Annotated in this window: 16 protein-coding genes; 10 read left to right on the top strand and 6 right to left on the bottom strand. The window is 37.2% G+C overall.

The window, feature by feature from the left end:
* Window positions 1–9 precede the first annotated feature (9 nt).
* From GN105_RS06505 to GN105_RS06480, 6 genes are all read right to left on the bottom strand, one after another.
* Entirely contained in the window at window positions 10–3,075 is a 3,066-nt protein-coding gene (locus GN105_RS06505; protein WP_227977411.1) for a SusC/RagA family TonB-linked outer membrane protein, read from the bottom strand.
* A 365-nt stretch (window positions 3,076–3,440) separates the two neighbouring features.
* A complete protein-coding gene (gene aat, locus GN105_RS06500) occupies window positions 3,441–4,085 on the bottom strand; it encodes a leucyl/phenylalanyl-tRNA--protein transferase (RefSeq protein WP_155284597.1) in 645 nt (214 codons plus the stop codon).
* Between the two features lie 3 nt (window positions 4,086–4,088).
* Window positions 4,089–4,571 carry a DUF3127 domain-containing protein gene (locus tag GN105_RS06495; RefSeq protein ID WP_155284596.1) on the bottom strand — a complete coding sequence of 161 codons (483 nt, stop codon included), beginning with the start codon at window positions 4,569–4,571 and terminating at the stop codon, window positions 4,089–4,091.
* A 126-nt stretch (window positions 4,572–4,697) separates the two neighbouring features.
* Window positions 4,698–6,005 (bottom strand): 30S ribosomal protein S12 methylthiotransferase RimO, encoded by a 1,308-nt coding sequence (gene rimO, locus GN105_RS06490; protein WP_155284595.1) that lies wholly within the window; start codon window positions 6,003–6,005, stop codon window positions 4,698–4,700.
* Window positions 6,006–6,095: 90 nt separating this feature from the next.
* Window positions 6,096–6,950 carry an aminotransferase class IV gene (locus GN105_RS06485; RefSeq protein ID WP_155284594.1) on the bottom strand — a complete coding sequence of 285 codons (855 nt, stop codon included), beginning with the start codon at window positions 6,948–6,950 and terminating at the stop codon, window positions 6,096–6,098.
* 17 nt (window positions 6,951–6,967) lie between these two features.
* A complete protein-coding gene (locus GN105_RS06480; protein WP_155284687.1) occupies window positions 6,968–7,351 on the bottom strand; it encodes an START-like domain-containing protein in 384 nt (127 codons plus the stop codon).
* A gap of 345 nt (window positions 7,352–7,696) precedes the next feature.
* On the opposite strand from GN105_RS06480, the gene GN105_RS06475 reads away from it, so the two are divergent.
* The 10 genes from GN105_RS06475 to GN105_RS06430 all read left to right on the top strand — a co-directional run bounded on the left by GN105_RS06475 (window position 7,697) and on the right by GN105_RS06430 (window position 17,990).
* A complete protein-coding gene (locus GN105_RS06475; RefSeq protein ID WP_155284593.1) occupies window positions 7,697–10,498 on the top strand; it encodes a 2-oxoglutarate dehydrogenase E1 component in 2,802 nt (933 codons plus the stop codon).
* A 447-nt stretch (window positions 10,499–10,945) separates the two neighbouring features.
* Window positions 10,946–11,527 carry a hypothetical protein gene (locus GN105_RS06470; protein ID WP_155284592.1) on the top strand — a complete coding sequence of 194 codons (582 nt, stop codon included), beginning with the start codon at window positions 10,946–10,948 and terminating at the stop codon, window positions 11,525–11,527.
* Window positions 11,528–11,854: 327 nt separating this feature from the next.
* Window positions 11,855–12,166, top strand: coding sequence for a virulence protein (locus GN105_RS06465; RefSeq protein ID WP_155284591.1), 312 nt, complete (start codon window positions 11,855–11,857; stop codon window positions 12,164–12,166).
* A 411-nt stretch (window positions 12,167–12,577) separates the two neighbouring features.
* Window positions 12,578–12,907: a hypothetical protein gene (locus tag GN105_RS06460; protein ID WP_155284590.1), complete on the top strand. Its 330-nt coding sequence runs from the start codon at window positions 12,578–12,580 to the stop codon at window positions 12,905–12,907.
* Window positions 12,908–12,958: 51 nt separating this feature from the next.
* A complete protein-coding gene (gene odhB / locus GN105_RS06455; RefSeq protein WP_155284589.1) occupies window positions 12,959–14,173 on the top strand; it encodes a 2-oxoglutarate dehydrogenase complex dihydrolipoyllysine-residue succinyltransferase in 1,215 nt (404 codons plus the stop codon).
* 156 nt (window positions 14,174–14,329) lie between these two features.
* Window positions 14,330–14,881, top strand: coding sequence for a TlpA family protein disulfide reductase (locus GN105_RS06450; protein ID WP_155284588.1), 552 nt, complete (start codon window positions 14,330–14,332; stop codon window positions 14,879–14,881).
* A gap of 183 nt (window positions 14,882–15,064) precedes the next feature.
* A complete protein-coding gene (locus tag GN105_RS06445; protein ID WP_155284587.1) occupies window positions 15,065–15,394 on the top strand; it encodes a HesB/IscA family protein in 330 nt (109 codons plus the stop codon).
* Between the two features lie 72 nt (window positions 15,395–15,466).
* The gene (locus GN105_RS06440; protein ID WP_155284586.1) at window positions 15,467–15,856 is read left to right on the top strand and encodes a four helix bundle protein; all 390 of its coding nucleotides are present in this window, start codon (window positions 15,467–15,469) and stop codon (window positions 15,854–15,856) included.
* A gap of 91 nt (window positions 15,857–15,947) precedes the next feature.
* Window positions 15,948–17,405, top strand: a complete 1,458-nt coding sequence (gene sufB, locus GN105_RS06435; protein ID WP_155284585.1) for a Fe-S cluster assembly protein SufB — start codon at window positions 15,948–15,950, stop codon at window positions 17,403–17,405.
* Window positions 17,406–17,726: 321 nt separating this feature from the next.
* On the top strand, window positions 17,727–17,990 hold the full coding sequence (locus tag GN105_RS06430) for a hypothetical protein (RefSeq protein WP_155284584.1): 264 nt from the start codon (window positions 17,727–17,729) through the stop codon (window positions 17,988–17,990).
* Window positions 17,991–18,090 lie beyond the last annotated feature (100 nt).

The raw sequence follows: 18,090 nt of genomic DNA, 5'->3' as shown, positions 1-18,090 counted from the left end.
GCTTCTTTTTTAAAATGATAGATTTACTCCAAAAGTAATATTTTTCATATTAGGATACGTTCCCCGTGCAGAGGGGGCTTCAGGGTCAAAGTCTTTCATCCTTTTGTCGGCCCTGAACGTAAACAAGTTTGTTCCAGACACATAGAATCGTACTTTTTGACACCCCATAAACTGGCTTACATCCTCTGGCATTGTATATCCTAAAATAATGCTTTTGATTCGGAAATAATCGGCATCATACAACCAGAAAGAAGAGCCTATGGAATTGTGTCGGTTAGCAGATGTGATTAACAACCGAGGATAATTCGCATTGGGGTCAGGATTTTGTGGTGTCCAACGACCTAAATGATATTCTTTAGCTCCTGCTCCGTTGAAAAATGCTTCAGACGCCTCTCCTGATAAATAAATCATTACATCTCTCACGCCTTGTCCTTGCACAGAAAGGTCAAATCCCTTATAAGAAACATCAAAGCCTAATCCGTAAGTAAAGTAAGGAACATCATTTCCTAAAATGGTACGATCGTTTGCATCGAATTTTCCGTCGCCATTAACATCAACATACTTAATATCGCCAGCAGCAGTATTGGTATTTTGTTTGATGTGATTTGCTACCTCTTCACTATTTCTGAACAATCCTTGTGCCTGATAACCGTAGAAAGAACCTATTGACTCTCCTTCTTTAAGAATGAAATTTCCATTTATCTGATTATCTTGCCCATTCAAATCAATAATTTTATTCCATATTTTTGAGAAATTTCCTGAAACGCCATATTTAAGCTCGCCGATGCTTCCTCGGTAAGAAATCAATGCTTCAATTCCTTTGTTAGAAACTTTACCTGCATTCTTAGCTGCTCTTTCATCATAATTGTCGTTTGTAACCAATCCCAATTCATAAGGTTGAGGCATTTTCAAAAGAATATCTGTGGTTAATTTATCAAAAAGATCCAACTGAACATTCAATGAATTTTTGAAGAACGAGGCATCAATTCCCAAATTGGTCATTGTAACCGTCTCCCAAGTCATATTTTTATTTATCTGAATAGAAGGCCAAGCTCCGTCAGCTTTTACTTCATTAGTAATGTATGCAGAACCAACTCCCAAAGCATCAAAATAGTCATAATAGCCTACGTTATTTACGTTACCCAATTGCCCCCACGAAGCTCGCAATTTTAAATCGGAAAGCCAATCAATATTTTGCAGAAAATTTCCTTGCGAAATACGATATGCCGCAGAAAATGAAGGAAATACTCCCAATCGGTTTCCTTTAGGGAATTGTGAAGATTGATCGGCCCGTACATTGGCTTCAAATAAATATTTACCATTGTAATTGTATTTCAAACGACCAAAGAACGACAAGAAAGCACGTTCCTGAATTCTTCCATCGTTACCTAAATTCTCCGCTTTTCCTGAACCTGCATTGATGGAATTCAAATTGTTATTAGGAAAATCTTTACGTGAAGCACGAAGCCACTCATATCTATAATCTTCATATTGTGTTCCAGCCATTATAGAAAAATCGTGGTTTTTCAATGCAAAATCATAATTCGCATACACTTGTGAAATTAAGTTGGTAGTGTGTTCCCACGTTTTAGTCATTTTGTTAATGGTTTGTCCATCAGTTCCTGACATTGCCTTTTTGGAAATAAATCCTACCAATTGCTCTACTTTGTTTTCGAAGTCAGTGGCTCTTTTATCAACAGTTCTGTATGAGAGTTGTCCCGTAACGCTCAATCCATTCAAAGGCTTCCAAACTCCGTTAAGCGAACCGTTGAAACGAGTAGTGATGTAATCGTGTCGTCCATATTCAGCTATTTTGCGAAGCGGGTTATTTTCTGCTAAAACGGTACTTTGGCTACCTCCTGTTACAGTTCCCCAACTGCCATCAGTATGGCGGGCTACAGTCAGCGGAGTCATTCGGTCTAAATCAGTAATTGAAAAATTACCGTCTCTTTTGTAGTCATCACGAACATACGAAATATTTGTCCCTAATGTGAATTTATCTGTAAAATCACGCTCGGTATTGGCTCTGAAATTATATCTGTCCAATAGACGTCCTTTCACTACAGATTCTTGCTCATAGAATGTTCCGCTGACAAAGTAACGTGTTTTTCCTCCTCCAGAAATGCTGAAATTGTGTTCTTGAATAGGAATATGTTTTCTAAAAACTAATGAATACCAGTCGTTATCAGGATATAAATCAGGAGAGTCTTGTGCTATGATTCTATCTATTGCATTTTGATTATAAATAGCATTTTTACCTGCATTGATATTGGCTTCATTAAGAAGAGTTGCGTAATCGTATGCATTTAATTTTTTAGGAAGAACTGTTGGTGTTTGAAACCCATAATATCCGTTATACGAAATGCTGGCTTTTCCTTCTTTACCTTTCTTGGTGGTTACCAAGAAGACTCCATAAGCAGCTCTCGATCCATAGATAGCTGAAGCAGCAGCATCTTTCAGTATGCTAATACTTTCAATATCTCCTGCGTAAATTCTTTGAAAATCGCCTTCACTTACAGGCACGCCATCAACTACATAAAGAGGTGATGCTGTTCCCAAATTTCCGCGTCCACGCACATTGATATTTCCCATATCGCCCCCAATATCACCAGGTCGGGAGATGATGGTTACTCCAGGTGCAACGCCTTGTAGTGCGTTGGCAAGTGAAGTTGTGGCTTTTCCTTCAATGGCTTCGGCTTTAACTGTATTAACCGTCCCTGTAAGATTAGCTTTTTTCTGCGTTCCGTATCCAACTACTACTACATCATCAAGTTGCTGAGCATCCTCTTTTAGCAAGAAATTGATAATTAAGGATTTACCCCCCCCCACTACTTTTTTGGTTTGAGTTTGGAATCCAACGAACGAGACTTCAAGGATGTCGTCCTGTTTGGCTTGAATTTCATAATTCCCGTCAAAATCGGAACTCACTCCTTGCGTAGTCCCTTTTACCACGATGCTGGCACCGGGCAACGGACTATTGTTTTCATCAGTAACTTTTCCAGTTACTTTTATTTGTGCTACCAACGAAAAAGTTGAAAAGAAGCAAACAAATAACCAAAATAATTGTTTTGACATACTTTAACTGTTTTGAAATTAATGTCACAAAATTACGAATCTTTTTATCATAACAAAAAATTTTGCGTAATTTCTGTTAACATTTTTTCTTTTCGAAAAAAAATACTTGATTATCACTTTCGATAATTTTCTTTTTATAATGCAAAGAATAACTTAACTCGATAAATTAACAAACAGATAACATCTTATAAAACACTAATTTCCTAAGATGCTAAATTAAAATTCTATATAATTTGAAGAAAAATACTATGTAAAAATAACTCCGAAGACAGAAAAACTAATTGAAGAAACTGATACTTTCTGCCATAAATCAAATTTATTAAATCAGTCAAAGAAAAGAAAAACCATTCAAAATTTGATAAAAATTAGACAGGCTCTATATTCTTTTTAAGAATTTTCAAAAAATCAGCTCGTGGAATTTCCTCTGCACCAAGTTTTTCTAAATATTCACTGTAAACTTGGCAATCCACTAATTTTATTTCGGGATGATGCTGCAAAAAAGTAATAAAACCGTACTGTGAAGCATTATTTTTCTTGCTAAACATACTCTCTCCGCAGAAAATATTCCCCATTTTGATTCCATAAAGCCCGCCAACGAGCTCATTTTCTTCCCAAACTTCTACCGAAAAAGCATATCCCATTCGGTGTAATTCGCAATAAGCCGAAATGATTTCAGGATGAATCCACGTACCTTCTTGGTCTTTACGCTGAATAGATGCACAATTTGCAATTACTTCCTCAAAACATTCATTATACGTTACTTCATAGCTTTTTTTCCGAAGTAACTTCCTAATATTCTTTGAAATATGTAATTTTTCAGGAAAAAGTACAAATCTGGGATTGGGTGACCACCATAAAACGGGTTCTTCCTCATTATACCAAGGAAAAATTCCTTTTTGGTAAGCCTCAAGCAACCGTTTTGATGTTAAATCGTAACCATAAGCAACAATTCCTTCTCCTGAAGCAGTTTCGGGAGAAGGAAAAGGCATATTTTCTTCTAAAAAAATCAACTTTTAGAAAGGTAAATCGTCAAAATCCTCTGTATTAGCAGTTTGTGTGGTTTCAAAACCTCCTTGTTGTGGTGGGATTGGTGGTGGAGTTCCCTGATTTGAATAAGGCGGATTTCCACCATAAGCCTGCTGTGTTTGATACGGTTGCTGATACTGCTGATTTGGATAAGGTTGTTGATATTGTTGCTGTTGGTAGGCTTGTTGTGCCATTTCCATATTTTCAATACGCCAACCTTGCAATGAATTGAAATATTTAGCTTCTCCTTGAGGATTAATCCACTCTCTACCACGTACATTGAAGCTTATTTTTACCAACTGCCCTACACGAAAAGCATCCAACAAAGCACATTTTTCTTGCGTAAATTCAAAAATAACGTGTTGAGGATATTGCTCTTCGGTGGTAATTACCACTTCACGCTTTTGAAAACCATTCGTCCCGAAGGTTTGAGTATTGGATATTAATTTTATACGTCCCTGTAATTCCATTTTTCTTATTTTTAATCTGAATTTTACAAAAGTACAATTTTATTATGTAATTATTCCAAACAGGATGGAAAAACTTTTACTTTTGTATGTAACTAACTTAAAATCAACAATCAATTTAGATATAAATTAGCTATTGATTGGTTCGGCATACAAATCATAATCTGCTGCATCTGTGATTTTCACAGTCAGAAATTCTCCAGTTTTAACATAGTACTTTTTGGCATCGATAAGCACCTCATTATCAACATCCGGAGAATCATATTCGGTACGACCTACAAAGTAATTTCCTTCTTTTCGGTCGATTAAACATCGAAATATTTTTCCAATTTTTTCCTGATTCAATTCCCACGAAATTTGAGACTGGATTTCCATAATTTCATTGGCTCGCTGCAATTTCACTTCTTCCGGAACATCATCAACCATATTGTAAGCGTGCGTATTTTCCTCGTGGCTGTACGTAAAGCAACCCAATCGGTCAAAACGCATTTCCTTCACAAATTCTTTCAATGTATTGAAATCCTCCTCTGTTTCACCGGGATAGCCTACAATCAGAGTGGTACGAATTGCCATTTCAGGTAGTTTTTCCCGAAAGTCTTTCAGCAATTTGGTTGTCTTTTCCTTATTTGTCCCACGTCGCATACTCTTCAAAATAGAATCCGAAATATGTTGCAACGGAATATCCAAATAGTTACAGATTTTAGGTTCTTCTTTCATTACCTCAATCACATCCATCGGGAAACCTGTCGGGAAAGCGTAATGCAATCGAATCCATTCTATGCCTTCAACTTTTACTAAAGCACGCAACAAATCGGCTAATTTTCGTTCTTTGTAAAGGTCTAATCCGTAGTATGTTAAGTCTTGAGCAATCAGAATCAACTCTTTAACGCCTTTAGCAGCAAGTTTTTGGGCTTCGGTAACCAAATCTTCAATGGGTGTACTTCGGTGGCTTCCACGCATCAACGGAATGGCACAAAAACTACACGGACGGTCACAACCTTCAGCAATTTTCAGATAAGCATAATTTTTGGGAGTTGTAGTAAGTCGCTCACCTATAAGCTCGTGCTTATAATCTGCCCCAAGAACTTTCAATAGTGCCGGAAGTTCGGTTGTTCCAAAATATTGGTCAACATCAGGAATTTCTTTTTCCAAATCTGGCTTATAACGTTCACTCAAACAGCCCATTACATATACTTTATCAACAAGCCCTTCTTCCTTTCGTTGTACATAATCCAAAATGGTATTTATGCTTTCCTCTTTGGCGTTATTGATAAAACCGCACGTATTGATAACCACAATGTTACCTTCCTTTTCGTGAACAACTTTCTTTCCTCCTGCCTTTAATTGTCCCATCAAAACCTCGCTATCGTACACGTTTTTGGAGCATCCCAAAGTCACAACATTGATAACATTTTTCTTTATCGATTTGGTTCTCATTTTTTAAAAACTGATTTTTCAGGGGGCAAAGATATTTATTTTTAAAATTGTTCTCTCACTTTCTAAATTTAGAACGAATATAAATTACCTTTAAACCTTTCCAAAACGGGCAACCGTATTGAGTTTTCCGACCAAATTTTTAGCCACTGTGTTTGTATATTCTTTTTTGCGATATTTTGTAATTGGTTGAATACCAACAATACTATTAGTTATAAATAATTCATCGGCTTTTTGAAGTTCAAACGGAGAAATAGAAGTTTCAATTATCTCAAAATCAGAAGTTTTTTTGAGTATATTTAATAATATCTTACGTGTAATTCCATTTAAGCAACCATCGGTAAGCAAAGGAGTTTTTAGTGTATTTCCTTCTACTATAAACAAATTTCCATTCAAAGCCCCGACAACATTTTTATTGGAATTCAGGAGGATACAATTCTGATAATCGTTTTCTTTAGCAAAAACACTTCCCACAATATTTATCAAACGATTGGTATGTTTCACATTCGCCAGCAAATCAGGTTGTATATAAAAATCTTTAAAAAGTTCTACTTCGTAAGGGTTCTCATTTATTTCAAAAAAGTAAGAATCAAGTTTTTGTGTTTCAATAAGATAATCTACCTCATTGGTTTCAGGTGTGTACAAACCTCCCATTTTTCGTGAAACTGTTATCCGCACCCGAACAGAGGAATTTTCCAAATCATTAATTTTTATAGTTTTAAGAATTTCTTCTTCCAAAAATTCCAATGTAAATGACATCGGAATCTCCATACGAAGAATACGCATTCCCGCCATCAAACGAAGATAGTGTTCTTCCCAAAAAAGAAGTTTTTGATTGGTATATTTTAAGGTATCAAAAACAGCATCTCCGTACTTAAATGCCCTACTTTCAATAGGTAAAAAAGCCTCATCAGAGGCTAAAAGTGTCCCTTTATAATTTATTTTCATTTACTTTTATCTAAATTTTAAACTGAACCTAACACGTGCTTTAATTCCGATACTTGATTCTCCCACAGCATTTTAGATTCTTCCAAATCTTCAGGAGTTGCAAAATCTATGATTACTAATGACACATCATCGGTAATTTCATCAACGACGATTTTCATTTCAAAGTAAGTGTCATTTCCGCTATTCAACCACCTGAATTTTATTGATTCATCTAATTTTTTTCGGAGCAATTTTGCTTTTTCTTCAGCATCACTCCAAATAAAAGTATAAATTTCCCCTCTTGTGTTCACATTATCAGCATACCACTCCGATAAGCCCGATGGAGATGATATGTATTGATATAACATTTGAGGAGATGCGTGAATCGCAAATTCCAACTCGTACTTTACTTTGTTTTGCATTATTCCGTTAGGTAAAATTTGAAAGGTGGCAAGGTATGATTTAAAAATCAAATAAACAAATTTTTTTTGTGTTTTGACTTGCCAGAAAATTCAATATAAAACCTCAAAATGGTTTTTGCTTCTGAAAGTAACAGAAATTAAAAACGAAAGAAAAAGCAACTAAATGAAATTTATTTCCATATCAAAAAAGAAATTAGTTTATTAATTATCAACAAACTAACAAATAATACATATCCATTTTTCACAAATTCGTGTAAATATCCTTCTAAAAAAATTTCAAAAAAATAGAAAATACAAAACTTAATTATATCTTTGTATTCACTTATCACGAATAACGTTTTTACTATGGATAAATATTCTTTTTTGAACGCTGCCAGCACGGCATTTTTTGGAGATTTATATGAAAAATATTTAGAAAACCCCGACTCGGTTGAAGCAAGTTGGAGAGCTTTCTTCCAAGGATTTGATTTTGCACAAGAAAATTACGGACAATCGTACCACGACACGGTTCAGGTAATGGCTCAAAAGGTTGATTCGGGCGGTAATGTGGCTTCGGAGAAACTACAAAAAGAGTTCAAAGTATTGAACTTGATTAACGCCTACCGCACTTATGGTCATTTGTTTACAAGAATCAATCCAATTCGTGAGCGTGAAGCATATCTGCCGAATTTAAACGTAGAAAATTACGGACTTTCCGACTCTGATTTGGAAACTGTGTTTGATTCCGCCAAAGAAATCGGGTTACAGCCTACTTCTCTGCAAAACATTATCAGCACATTGAAAAGCATTTACTGCAATTCCGTAGGTATTGAATATACGTACGTTAGAGAGGCGGAAGTTCGGCAATGGATTGAGAATAAATTGTACAAAAATGCCAACAAACCGCAATTCTCAAAAGAAGAAAAAATCCAAATTCTGAAAAAACTGAACCAAGCCACTTCATTTGAGAATTTTCTGCACACAAAGTACGTAGGTCAGAAGCGTTTTTCGCTCGAAGGAAATGATGCTCTGGTAGCCGGTTTGGATTTTGTAGTAGAAAAAGCCGCTGAAAAGGGAGTGGAACACATAGTTTTGGGAATGGCTCACCGAGGTCGGCTAAACGTTTTGGCTAATATCTTCAATAAAAATCCACAAGACATTTTTTCTGAATTTGACGGAAAAGATTATGAAATGGAAGACAATTTCGATGGCGATGTTAAATATCACTTAGGAATTTCTTCCGAGAGAGTTACCCAAGCAGGCAAAAAAATAAACCTGAATTTGGCACCCAATCCGTCACATCTGGAAACCGTTGGGGCTGTTATCGAAGGAATTACCCGTGCCAAGCAAGACAAATACTATCCTAACGACATCAAAAAGGCTTTACCCATTGCCATTCACGGAGATGCGGCAGTTTCGGGGCAAGGTGTCGTATATGAAATTACGCAAATGTGTCAGCTTAACGGATTTAAGACAGGCGGCACCCTTCATATCGTAGTAAATAACCAAGTTGGGTTCACCACTAACCATACCGATTCACGTTCATCTATTTATTGTACAGACATTGCCAAAGTAAATTCATCGCCTGTGCTACACGTAAATTCAGATGATGCAGAAGCGGTAATTCACGCTTTCCTTTTGGCATTGGATTTCCGACAAGAGTTTGGAAGAGACATATTTATCGACCTTTTAGGCTATCGTAAGTACGGACATAACGAAGGCGACGAACCTCGTTTTACACAACCGGTACTTTATAAAACTATCGGGAAACACGATAATCCGAGAAATATTTACGCTCAGAAACTAATCGCAGAAGGAGTCATTCAGCAGGAATTCGTTACCCAACTCGAAAATGATTATAAAGCACTTTTGGACAAAGATTTGGAAACTTCGCGAAAAGAAAAGCTAACCATCATCAAACCATTTATGCAAGAAGTATGGAAAGACTTTGAAATCGCATCACGTGCCAAAATGTTGGAAAAAGTGGACACTTCTTTCAACAAAGAAGCCCTTACCGAAATTGCTAAAATCATAACCGAGCTACCTTCCGACAAGAAATTCATCAGCAAAATCAAAAAAATCATCGCCGACCGCAAAGAAGGTTTCTTCGATAAAGATAGTATCGACTGGGGTACCGCCGAGCATTTAGCCTTTGCTACCCTACTCTCCGAAGGTTTCAACGTTCGGCTAACAGGGCAGGACGTTCAGCGAGGAACTTTCTCACATCGGCACGCGGTGGTAAAAACCGAAGATACGGAAGAGGAAATAACGCCACTTAAAGCCCTAAAACAGCACGAAAAATTCTCAAAAGGAAACTTTTACGTCTATAATTCGCTACTTTCAGAGTATGCCGTGTTAGGCTATGAGTATGGTTACGCAATGGCAAGCCCCAATACGCTAACTATTTGGGAGGCTCAGTTCGGAGATTTCTCAAACGGGGCTCAAATTATGCTTGACCAGTACGTTTCTTGCGGAGAAGACAAATGGAAAACCCAAGACGGCGTAGTAATTTTGCTTCCTCACGGATATGAAGGACAAGGTTCGGAACACTCTTCGGCACGTATCGAACGGTATTTGCAATTATGCTCGGACAAAAATATGTATGTAGCAAATTGTACTACTCCGGCGAACTTCTTCCATCTATTAAGAAGACAGATGAAAACCAATTTCCGCAAACCACTCGTAGTTTTCACACCGAAGAGCCTACTTCGCCACCCGCAAGTGGTATCTACCGTTGATGATTTGGCAAATGGGCATTTCCAAGAAGTAATTGACGACCCAATCGCCGATGCTTCAAAAGTGAAAACGTTGGTTTTCTGTTCAGGACGCTTTTATTACGACCTTTATGCCGAACGTGAGAAATTAGGACGCGATGATGTCGCCTTTGTTCGCATTGAACAGTTATTCCCGCTTCCTGTTGAGCAAATCAAAGCCGTTATAAGCAAATACAATAACGCAGACGATTTTGTTTGGGCACAAGAAGAGCCTAAAAATATGGGAGCTTACGGATATATGTTGATGTTCTTCGACTTTGTAAACTGGCGTTTGGCATCAAATACGGTGTATTCGGCACCGGCTTCCGGAAGTTACACACGTGATAGAAAACGTCACGCAGAGGCTGTCGCAATGGTTTTTGACCGCAACGCCAATGCAAAAAAGAATATATAATATATGGTGTACTTTGCCAAAGTTTTCGTAGCTTTGGCAAAGTTTCCGTTATATAATAAACTTAAAATGAAATAATATACGTAATTTTGTTGCTGTGTTATCTTAAATAAGACATTTGTCAGCCTAAATGAAGTTTTTGTCACCCTAAGCGAGACAACTATCACCCTGAGCGGGATACTTGTTACCCTGAACGAGATACCTGTCACCCTGAGCGAGACAACTGTCACCCTGAGCAAGACACCTGTCACCCTGGGCGGGATACTTGTTACCCTGAACGAGACAACTGTCACCCTGAGCGAAGTCGAAGGGGAAAAACAAAAAAAGCTTCGACTCCGCTCAGCCTGACAAGTAACCGATTAAGAGGATATAATTTCATAATTCTTGTATTGGTTTTAAAGATTTTTTTTAATGCCCGACTTATCCGGCGTCATATAAAAATATAGGAGAATGAAAAAACTTTTATTATTTATTTTTCTCGGTATAAGTTTTTTAAATGCACAGGAAAAAGTAGAACTATTAGATGAAGTTGTCATTATGGGGCATCAACCTCCTAAATATGACGCAAAAAGAGAACTCAAAGGAAAAAAGTATTTCACAAAACTTTCCAGTAAGGACATTTCGGTTGTAAGCAATCATCGCCAAAGAAAAGAAGGGTACTTGGTTGGCATTAAATTCACATTTGATGTTTCTGATTTGGTATCTGATGTGATTTTTATCTGTCCGTTAATCTTATTTGAAAATATGGAAGAAGTTCTTGTTTTAACCAAACAATTTCCCTTGGAAAATACAACCAAAGAAGTAATTTTCAACTTTTCATCAAGTCCTATACTATTGGAAGAAAATAAAAATTATTTAATTGGTTTTGAAATTATAGACAAAAATAGAACTCAAAAAACCATAAAAGTAAAATTCGTTACAAGTAAAGGTAGTTATTCTCTGCTAAAAATGACATCAAATGCCAACTGGTTGAGACAAGATAACTACGCAAAAGGATATAGTTTGGATTATGAGCTATTTTTTACCAAATAAAAGAAAATAAACAACAAAGTTTTCGTAGCTTTGGCAAAGTTTCCGTTATATAATGAACTTACAATGAAATAATATACGTAATTTTGTTGCTGTGTTACCTTTAATAAGATATTTGTCAGCCTAAATGAAGTTTTTGTCACCCTAAGCGAGACACCTGTCACCCTGAGCAAGACACCTGTCACCCTGAGCGAAGTCGAAGGGAAGAAACAAAAAAGGCTTCGACTCCGCTCAGCCTGACAAGCAACCAATTAAAGGAATAGACATTCAACAAAATAGAATTTTCATAAAGAAAGAAAGTTTATTTAGAAAACAACAAAGCTAATAAAAATGTATGCAATCCTTTTTGATATTGACGTTTCCGTATTGAAACAAAATTATGGAGAATCATACCCCAAAGCCTATGACGACATAAAGGAATTACTGAAAAATTATGACTTTTATCAGGAGCAGAAGGGCGTATATTTTTCAAAGACTGCTTCAAAACAGGAAACCGACAACGCAATAGAAGCACTTTCTAAAAAAGATTGGTTTTTATTATCCGTCAAAAAAGTGCAAACATTCAAAATAGAAGATTGGAACGACTTTACTCCGACAATACAAGAAAAAATGAGGGAAGTAGTTTTCAAAATATCAAGATAACAAAAAATACGTTCTTTTTATTATTTTTCATCTCGGGCATTAGTTGCTTCACATCAGGAATTCATCGCTACATATCAGAAACTGATTGCTTCTTATAGAAAACAAGATGCTTCCCATCAGAAATCAGCTGCTTCTAACAGAAAATGGATTACTTCATATCGGAAATAGGTCGCTTCCGATAGAAAATCATATATTTTTCATCAAAAAACAAACATCGAATATAGTTTTTAAGAAGACAGAGTATAGAAATTTATTTCTAAAAGTAAGAAAATAAAGTTCTGACAAAAGGTAAAAGACACCGAAAGTGAAGATACTACACCCCGAAATAAGAAATAAATACAGAAAACTAAGAATACAAAATCGTATTCTTTCGATAATTATAAATTAACTCGTAACTAAAAAAGAAGTAAAATGGCAAAATCAAGCAGACCCAAGGTAAGTTATGCCGAACTTGTAGCAAAAGCTCAGGTAATGGTAGCAGGATTGAAAAACAATGCCCAAGAGGTACAGAAAAGAGGAATTGATTCCGAATTTACTACGCTACTTGAAAGGCAATGTGAAGAGGCAATCGCCCTTAATAACGAACAAGAACGCTTAAAAGCCGAACTCAAAGCCAAAACAGAAGAATTTGTTCAGAAACTTAACGCAATTCAAGAGCAAATGCGAGAAGCCAATGCCGTAGTAAAGTTGGCTATGCCGCAACCAAGATGGAGAGAGTTCGGTATTGAGACATCAAGATAGATAATAACGAATTGTAATATATAAAAATTCATACTTAAAACTAATACTATTATGTTAGAAATGAAAGTTCCCTCACCGGGAGAGTCGATAACGGAAGTAGAAATCGCTCGTTGGTTGGTAAAAACAGGAGATTACGTAGAAAAAGACCAAGCCATCGCCGAAGTAGATTCAGATAAGGCAACACTTGAACTTCCTGCCGAAGCCAGTGGCGTAATTACCTTACAGGCTGAGGAAGGTGATGCAGTAAAAGTAGGACAAGTAGTTTGTTTGATTGACACATCGGCAAGCAAACCGACAGGCGGAGCAACAACAAATAAAGAAGAGCCAAAAAAAGAAGAAGTTAAGAAAGAAGAACCGAAACCTACGTCGGTTGAAAAGACAACATATGCGACTAACACTCCAAGTCCGGCAGCTCGCAAAATATTGGAAGAAAGAGAAATCCCTGCATCGGCAGTAAAAGGCACAGGCAAGGACGGACGTATTACCAAAGAAGATGCTTTAAAGGCATCGAAGCCATCGATGGGCACACCAACGGGAGGAAGCCGCAGTGAAACGCGTACGAAAATGTCAATGTTGCGTCGTAAAGTCGCAGAGCGGTTGGTATCTGCCAAAAATGAAACGGCAATGCTCACAACCTTCAACGAGGTAGATATGACTTCGATTTATGAGCTTCGCAATCAGTACAAAGATGTCTTTAAAGAGAAACATAATGTGAATTTAGGCTTTATGTCTTTCTTTACTTTGGCAGTAGTTAGGGCTTTAAAGATGTATCCTGACGTAAATTCGATGATTGACGGACAAGAAAAGGTAACATATAACTTTTATGACATCTCGATTGCCGTTTCAGGTCCGAAAGGGTTGATGGTTCCGGTAATTCGCAACGCCGAAAACTTATCTTTCCGCGGAGTTGAAGCAGAAGTTAAGCGTTTGGCGGTACGTGCTCGCGATGGTCAGATTACCGTGGACGAAATGACGGGAGGAACTTTCACCATTACCAACGGAGGTGTCTTCGGTTCGATGCTTTCCACTCCTATTATCAATCCTCCACAATCAGGTATTTTAGGAATGCACAATGTTGTAGAAAGAGCTGTGGTTAAAAACGGACAAATTGTGATAGCTCCGGTAATGTATGTCGCACTTTCGTATGACCACCGCATCATTGACGGACGTGAATCCGTAGGTTTCTTAGTCGCCGTGAAAGAAGCGCTTGAAAATCCCGTTGAAATTTTGATGAATGGCAATGCAAAGGCTGCATTAGAGTTATAAAAGGCAATAACAAACAAAATAAAGGCTCAAAAGAACATACCTTTTGAGCTTTTATTTTCTGATGTTTATTTTCACACAATAATTACGAAATTCTTTACCATAGTAATTGTACTTTAAAAAATAATATTGATAAATAATCCCCTTAATTAAGCATAAATGAAACTAAAAACTGTTTTGAATCTCGCACTTATTTTATTGATTCTCTCTTTTTTCGTAACTCCTTTGGGATATGAGAGTAAGATAATCCTACAAAGGATATTTGCAAGCTCTGTTGAAATTCTCCCTGCCGGTGAACAGTATAAAATTGACTTTGATTGGAAACTCAAAGACCGAGATAATAAAGAATTTAACTTTTCTCAGTCAGAAGGAAAGAAACCTTCCTTTGTTTATTTCTGGTCTTCGTGGAGAGTTACCAGCATTGCCGACTTATCTGGCATACAAAAGCTCTACAATGACTATAAAGAGAAAGTTGATTTCTATATAATTACCAATGAGTTACCCGAACCCGTTGAAGAGTTGATGAACAGAAGAGGATATGACTTTAAAGTAACTTACTTAATCATAGGAGAAAAAATGCCTTTCAACCCTGAAGAAATCCCCTCCGGATATATCATTGACAAACAAGGTTTTGTCAAAGCAAAAAGCAACAGAATCGCCAAATGGAATAGTGATGCCGTCCGTAATTTGTTGGATTCCGTTTCAAAATAACTTCTGATTACTTTTCAATCATCTACAGAATCACAATAATAAAAAAATCTTATATCAACATACACATAATTCGATTATATATGGTTTGGTATTTGAATTATATGTACTATTTTTGCCACAAAAAAACTGACATATATCATATTTACTTTTTTTTCAGAACACAATCAAAAACACAAAACAATAATGATTCAAGTATCCGAAAAAGCTAAGAAAAAACTGATTTCCTTAATGGAAGAGGAGGATTTTGACCCCACTACCGATTTTGTTCGAGTAGGTGTAAAAAGTGGTGGTTGTAGCGGACTTTCCTACGAACTCAAATTCGATAAAACCACCGATGCCGACGACAAAATCTTTGAAGACAACGGAATACGAATCGCCGTAAACAAAAAAAGTTTCCTCTACTTAGTGGGCACAACCCTCGAATATTCAGGCGGACTCAACGGCAAAGGATTCGTTTTCAACAACCCTAACGCCAACAGAACCTGCGGCTGTGGAGAAAGTTTTTCGTTATAAATAATTCAAGGTTCAAAGTTTGATGTTCAAAGTTTTGTCCGAAAATTTACGTGTCCAACCCTAAAATGCATTATGGCTACAATCAAAAGATTTGAAGATTTAGAGATTTGGCAATTAGCAAGAACACTAAGCAAAAGTATTTATCAAATCATTGAAAATACGGAACTTAAAAACAATTTCCGCTTAAGCAACCAAATTGATGGTGCATCAGGATCAATAATGGATAATATCGCAGAAGGCTTTGAACGTAATGGAAACAAGGAATTTATACAATTTTTATCAATAGCGAAGGCTTCTTGTGGAGAGACAAGGTCGCAATTGTATCGAATTTTGGATAGAGGATTCATTTCCGAAGAAGAATTTATCAAACTAAAAAATCAGACTGAAATTTTAAGCAAGAAAATAAATACTTTCATCAATTATTTAATTAACAGCAATTTAAAAGGCATAAAGTACAAATAATTTTAGGGTTCAGTTCACAATTCAAATACTAAACTTTGGCAATAGAGTTTTGAACTTCAAACATAGAACCTTAAACTTAAAAACTAAAACTATGGCAAAATACACAGAAGACGATTTACGCGACGAATTACAAACCAAGGAATACGCCTATGGTTTTTATACAGATATCGAAGCCGAAACTTTTCCGAAGGGACTTAATGAGGAAATTGTAATTGCGATTTCCAAAAAGAAAAACGAACCCGAATGGATGACCAATTGGCGGCTCGATGCTTTCCGCATTTGGAAACAAATGGAGGAACCCGAATGGGCAAATGTAAAATATGAAAAACCTGATTTCCAAGATATTTCATATTATTCCGCACCCAAGCAGAAACCTCAGTATGAAAGTTTAGATGAAGTAGACCCAAAACTTCTTGAAACTTTTAACAAATTAGGTATTTCCATCGAGGAGCAGAAACGTTTAACAGGCGTTGCCCCTGTTGCGATGGACATCGTGATGGATTCCGTTTCCGTGGCGACAACTTTCAAAAAGACCTTGGCAGAAAAAGGAATCATCTTCTGTTCTATCTCCGAAGCCATTCAAGAACACCCCGAGTTGGTGCAAAAATACATCGGGTCTGTCGTACCTAAAACCGACAATTTCTATGCTGCCCTGAACTCGGCGGTATTTTCCGATGGGTCTTTCTGTTATGTACCCAAGGGCGTTCGTTGTCCGATGGAGCTTTCTACGTATTTCCGAATCAATCAGGCAGGTACCGGACAGTTCGAGCGTACTTTAGTAATTGCCGATGAAGGTAGCTACGTGTCTTATCTTGAAGGATGTACCGCTCCGCAACGTGACGAAAACCAATTGCACGCTGCCGTAGTGGAGCTGATAGCTTTAGACAATGCCGAGATAAAATACTCAACCGTTCAGAATTGGTTCCCGGGGGATAAAGATGGTAAAGGAGGGGTTTTCAATTTTGTAACCAAACGCGGGCTATGTGAAAAGAACGCCAAAATATCTTGGACGCAGGTCGAGACAGGTTCCGCAGTAACTTGGAAATATCCATCGTGTGTGCTCAAAGGTGATAATTCGATTGGGGAATTTTACTCCATCGCCGTAACAAATCACTTCCAACAGGCGGACACAGGAACGAAAATGATTCACTTAGGGAAAAATACGCGTTCAACTATTATTTCAAAAGGAATTTCTGCCGGACAATCGCAGAATTCTTACCGAGGATTGGTGAAAGTTAGCCCGAATGCCGAGAATGCACGAAACTTCTCGCAGTGTGATTCCCTTTTGATGGGGAACGAGTGCGGGGCTCATACCTTCCCGTACATCGAGGCGAAAAACAAGACCGCTCAAATAGAACACGAAGCCACAACTTCCAAAATCGGGGAAGACCAAATTTTCTACTGCAACCAACGCGGTATCGACACGGAAAAAGCCATCGCCCTGATTGTAAACGGTTTCAGCAAAGAGGTTTTAAACAAACTCCCAATGGAATTTGCCGTAGAAGCTCAGAAATTATTGGAAATCTCCTTGGAAGGAAGCGTCGGATAGTCGAGAGGCTCGACACCCAATTTATTTTTCTCCAAAAAGAAGAAATAATAAGACGATATACAATAAAGGCGAAACGTTTTTCGCCTTTATATTATGTTATCCCTGTAGGGGCGTATCGCGTACGTCCGTACATTGCGTTTTTATTGTAGAAACGAAACGTTTTTCGCCTTTACATTACATTATCCCTGTAGAGGCGTATCGCATACGCCCGTACATTGCATTTTTATTGTAGAAGCGAAACATTTTTTACCTTTATATTGTATTTTACGTGTAGAAAAAAGATATATTTCATCATAAAATTATGTTTTTACAACAGAAATAATGTATTTTTCATCAGGGATGGAGTATTTCCCTAAAGGGATGAGCAATATCCCTGATAGTACAAAGCATTTCCCTAAAGGGATGAACAATATCCCTGATGGTACAAGACGTTTCCCTAAAGGGATGAACAATATCCCTGATGGCACAAAGCATTTCCCTGAAGGGATAGGACACTTCCCTAAAGGGATGAGCAACATCCCTGATGAAATGAAGTGTTTCCCCGTAGGGGCGTATTGCATACGCCCAAACATTGTATTTTTATGATAAAGGATTGGAAATATCCCTGTAGGATCAAAATATATTTTGTATCGGGCGTATGCAATACGCCCTTACATTGTATAGGACAATATAACAACAAATATTT

Source organism: Capnocytophaga felis, assembly GCF_009684755.1.
GTDB classification, from domain to species: Bacteria; Bacteroidota; Bacteroidia; order Flavobacteriales; family Flavobacteriaceae; genus Capnocytophaga; species Capnocytophaga felis.
The sequence above is the reverse complement of the archived record's forward strand: the minus strand, read 5'-3'. Positions and strand labels throughout refer to the sequence as shown.